The following is a 3,853-nucleotide window of genomic DNA, read 5'->3' as shown; positions in this document are numbered from 1 at the left end:
GTAAGCGTATAGCTAACGACACCTAGCCTTGCTTAATATTCCAAGGTAGCAGTGGCTCAAGGTTACTTGGCTGCTCTGCAATATGTTGCAAGCACGTTGAGATGTAGTCATGCACTACAAGATCATTTGCCTTTGCGGTTTCAACAAGACTATAGAGTATGGCGCTGGCATGCGCGCCATTACTGGTATTTGAGAACAGCCATNGGTTATTATCAATACTGAGCCTGCCATCATCGAGGTAACGCCTGAATTTCTCAAACTGGTTTATCGCATAGGTAATTGCTTTCCCTAGCGCCATTTGGGGAGGGATTTTATCTTTGTGTTTGAGTAACCATTGATACAATTCATCAACGATTGGTTTGGCTTTTTGCTGCCTAACGGTGAATTTTTCACTGACCGATTTACCTTTGATGGCTTGCTCAATACCATAGAGTTTGCGAATAAGGTTAAGTGCTACATCCGCTTTAACGGTTTTTTTATTATTGCCTTTGGCCTCGATGAACTTACGGCGTATATGAGCTAAGCACGCAACCAGTGTTGCCTTCGTTTGCTCGTATGCTTTGTAGCCGTCAACGTGCATGTAGCCTTGATAACCGTCAAGAAAACCAACTACACAGTGGGCCGCGCGACTATTATGATAATCAAACAGGACAATATTAGTGTCTTTACCCGGCTTATCATCGCCACAACAGTACAGCCACATATAGCTGGTCGCTTTCTCTGCGTTAATAACGTTTAACGAGGTTTCATCGCCATGAATAACTGCTTGAGATAACAAGATTTCTTTTAAACGCTGATAGAGCGGTGACAACAATTCAGCACAGCGTAACATCCAGCTCGACATGGTTTGCCTGCTCAACTCAATACCGATATCAGAAAATAACGTTTCTTGGCGATAAAGCGGCAAGCCAAACTGGTATTTACACATGATTATTTGGCTCAGTAAACTGGGCGTGGCGATACTTTTTGGAATAGGTGTTGCGGGCATTTTTGCCGTTTTCACTACACTTTCAATCCCTTCACGCTCACAGTGACGGCACGTATATTTAGGGCGAATAGTTTTGACAACCTTGATATGCGCTGGCACAAATTCGAGTGTTTCACTGCTGCTTTCACCCATTTTGTGAAGTGGGCTTTGACAGCAATCACACACTTTTTCATCCTCATCAAGGTCAACAACCACCTCGACTCGTGGTAACTGTGCTGGCAGTGGCCGGCGTTTCGGTTTGGCTTTTTCTTTCTTTACTAAGGGCGATGTGGCCAATAGCGCTTTATCATGTTCATCAAGAATGTTTTCTGCTTCATTGAAGCGCTCTCCAGCACCGGGCATCTTTTCAGATTTCTTCGCGTACTCTTTGGCAAGCTTCGCGTTATAAGCTTGCAGTAATTCGTGAATTTGCGCATCTTTTTCAGCAACGACCTAGAACAACTCAAGCACCATGCGCTTGAGTTGTTCTAGGTCGTCAGGAAGTAAGTGTGCATCAATTTTCATGTTCGCAATTTAACAGAATTTGACGTTGTTTTCTTGTTTGACGCAAAGATAAAGCAGGCGGTGTGGCAACGATCATTTACTGTCAATATGATCGATTGATACTGCAATTCTTCATGACCAAGCACATCATATCCCGACAACAACCAATCCAATTGCCCAGGACTGAGTTCAAATTCTTGCAAACTGACTTTACTTGGCCATTTGAACTTTTGTTTTTCTAAACGCTTGTACCACAAAGCAAACCCCGTTTTATCCCAGTAAACCAGCTTGAGTTTATCTTTCGATTTATTGCAGAACAAAAATAATGCGCCAGTGTAAGCGTCACGTTCAAGCTCGCTTTCAACGAGTGCGACCAGACCATCAATGGACTTTCGAAAATCCACGGCGTCACGATGCAAGTAAATACGCGCGGGTTCAACAAACATTTTCATAAGGCAAGCTCACGCAACAATTGACTCAAATAAGCGACAGGCATTGTGGGTGGGAAGCTAATTTTCACGCTGCCGATAGTAAGCATGATCGGCAGTTGCTGTTCAGTGGGGGCGACGTGTTTAGTGACTTTTGCTTGAACAAAACGACTGGATTCAGTATTAAGCTTACTTCGTGCCGCATAAAAGCTTGTTTTAGATAAGGCATGTTGCTGGCAAAACTCAGTAATAGTTAAATCGCTGGCTTGTTGTTCTTCGATAATGTTACGCCACTGCTCAAGGCTACGTGTTTTTCTCATGGCTATCTCCTAATTGAAATTAAGAAATAGCTTAATCGGTTTGACGAATTACTGGCAGGTGCACTTTGCTAGACGCTTACACCTAAACCGAAAGAAATATCCGAACTGTCTTCACTAGAAAAATGAAGCGCACCAACAGTTGAATACTCCATCACCTTGAGTAAATCTGATATGGAAGGATAAGGAATGTTATGTATTCTAGATAATACCTTTTTACCCCATGAGTCCGGTAAAATATCATCAATGAATCCTGGGGCGGATTTATCACAATATAACTTAAAAACATTTGATGTCAGATGTAAGGTAGATGGATCTATAGGGTGTTTAACCTTTGAGAGATAATCCTTGTGGTACGCAAATTCAACACTATCTACTTGCTTTCTAGTGTTCTCTATTACCCCTGCAATACCACAACGGATAATGTCACCGGATAGTAGTTTGAATCGAACTTTGAATATGTTACTTACCACGTTGTAACCTTATCAATAATATTGAGTTCAAGTTCATTGTTGAGAAATAATTCTTCGAGGTATTTCTTACGGCCAAGAATAGTTAGTACCTTGCAGACTGTTCCCCACGCAACCCCTTCTTTTCCAGCTTCAAGGTTTTGAATCGTAGTGAGGCCAACACCTACTCTAGCGGCAAAGGTCTTTTGGGTATCATTGGGGAATTTTCTTTTTCGGAGGGTTTGTATTTCCTTCCCTTTTTTTAAAAACCAATCATTATCCATAAGCCTTACCAATTAAAACACCTATTATAGAAGGTATTATATATCATTAATTCAATTAACACCTGTTATTTCAGGTATTAATTTTTGATTGTAATTAATGTTTTTAATAATTAAAGCTACCAAACATCTTGAATTATAGTGCCTCTCAAAAATTCATGCGCATTAAAATTTATTCCAGTCTGTTAATGATCCTATAGGCAACGGGGGACTTATTACACTTTAAGCCCTATATTCCTGTTAAGGGGTTAATTCATTTTTATTATCATACATCAATAAATTGTATAAAAAACAGGCTTAATAGTAATTTCGAGGGGATGGGCACAAAACCCCATTCAGCTGGAATTAGAAATGCCTTTAGGCAAGGCATTGATTGAAGAGAATGGTTATTCCCTTCTCAAAATCAATAAAGCAACATAAAGCATTTCTAAACCAGCCCTTGTTAACACTGGTCTAATACCGCCACTATTTGCCGAATTTACCAATAAACAGATCTTTCCCTATCAGAAATTAATCCCCTCAAATGATCTTGCTTAGTAGAATTTTTTGGATAAAAGATGTTCGACAAACAGGCAAAATTGCATTTGAAAACCATTAAACAGATAAGTTGAATTTAGTAAATCACAATATATAAGCAAGACAGGAATTTATAAAAATATATTGTGTACGGTCACATTAAATAATCCGTATCATTATTTATAAATACGGCTCCTGGTCATTAGCTCACNGCCCTGCCATTTTCTTTTTCCTCGCCATACTTGCTGATTTAGTTGTATCTCGCTTAAATAACGCCATGGCTATTTTTCTCATGACGTTAAACACAAGCGGTCCTTGCTTCTTACGTATTCTCGATTCATCTTCCCTAAAATTCATATCCAACATCCAATGCATACTTTCAACCTGCCAG

Annotated in this window: 4 protein-coding genes and 2 pseudogenes; all 6 read right to left on the bottom strand. The window is 40.0% G+C overall.

Features of this window, described 5'->3' with window-relative positions:
* Window positions 1–22: 22 nt before the first annotated feature.
* Window positions 23–1,492: pseudogene (locus L652_RS01000000123605) on the bottom strand (IS66 family transposase).
* Entirely contained in the window at window positions 1,489–1,923 is a 435-nt protein-coding gene (gene tnpB / locus L652_RS1000000124925; protein WP_024596287.1) for an IS66 family insertion sequence element accessory protein TnpB, read from the bottom strand. The pseudogene L652_RS01000000123605 and the gene tnpB overlap by 4 nt, the downstream one beginning before the upstream one ends.
* Entirely contained in the window at window positions 1,920–2,219 is a 300-nt protein-coding gene (locus L652_RS0109415; RefSeq protein ID WP_002963294.1) for a hypothetical protein, read from the bottom strand. The genes tnpB and L652_RS0109415 overlap by 4 nt, the downstream gene beginning before the upstream one ends.
* A 68-nt stretch (window positions 2,220–2,287) precedes the next feature.
* On the bottom strand, window positions 2,288–2,689 hold the full coding sequence (locus tag L652_RS0109410; protein ID WP_024596286.1) for a HipA N-terminal domain-containing protein: 402 nt from the start codon (window positions 2,687–2,689) through the stop codon (window positions 2,288–2,290).
* Window positions 2,683–2,949: a helix-turn-helix transcriptional regulator gene (locus L652_RS0109405; protein ID WP_024596285.1), complete on the bottom strand. Its 267-nt coding sequence runs from the start codon at window positions 2,947–2,949 to the stop codon at window positions 2,683–2,685. Before L652_RS0109405 ends, L652_RS0109410 begins: the two co-directional genes overlap by 7 nt.
* Window positions 2,950–3,669: 720 nt before the next feature.
* Window positions 3,670–3,853 (bottom strand): annotated as a pseudogene (locus L652_RS0109400) (ISAs1 family transposase); the annotation flags it as partial.

Origin of the sequence: Pseudoalteromonas sp. TB25, assembly GCF_000497995.1 — a bacterium.
Classification (GTDB): Bacteria; Pseudomonadota; Gammaproteobacteria; order Enterobacterales; family Alteromonadaceae; genus Pseudoalteromonas; species Pseudoalteromonas distincta.
The sequence above is the reverse complement of the archived record's forward strand: the minus strand, read 5'-3'. Positions and strand labels throughout refer to the sequence as shown.

What these genes read in the sequence shown, in the direction of transcription:
- tnpB (WP_024596287.1), bottom strand. Translation starts at nt 1,923, where the DNA reads ATGAAAATGTTTGTTGAACCCGCGCGTATTTACTTGCATCGTGACGCC.
- L652_RS0109415 (WP_002963294.1), bottom strand. Translation starts at nt 2,219, where the DNA reads ATGAGAAAAACACGTAGCCTTGAGCAGTGGCGTAACATTATCGAAGAA.
- L652_RS0109405 (WP_024596285.1), bottom strand. Translation starts at nt 2,949, where the DNA reads ATGGATAATGATTGGTTTTTAAAAAAAGGGAAGGAAATACAAACCCTC.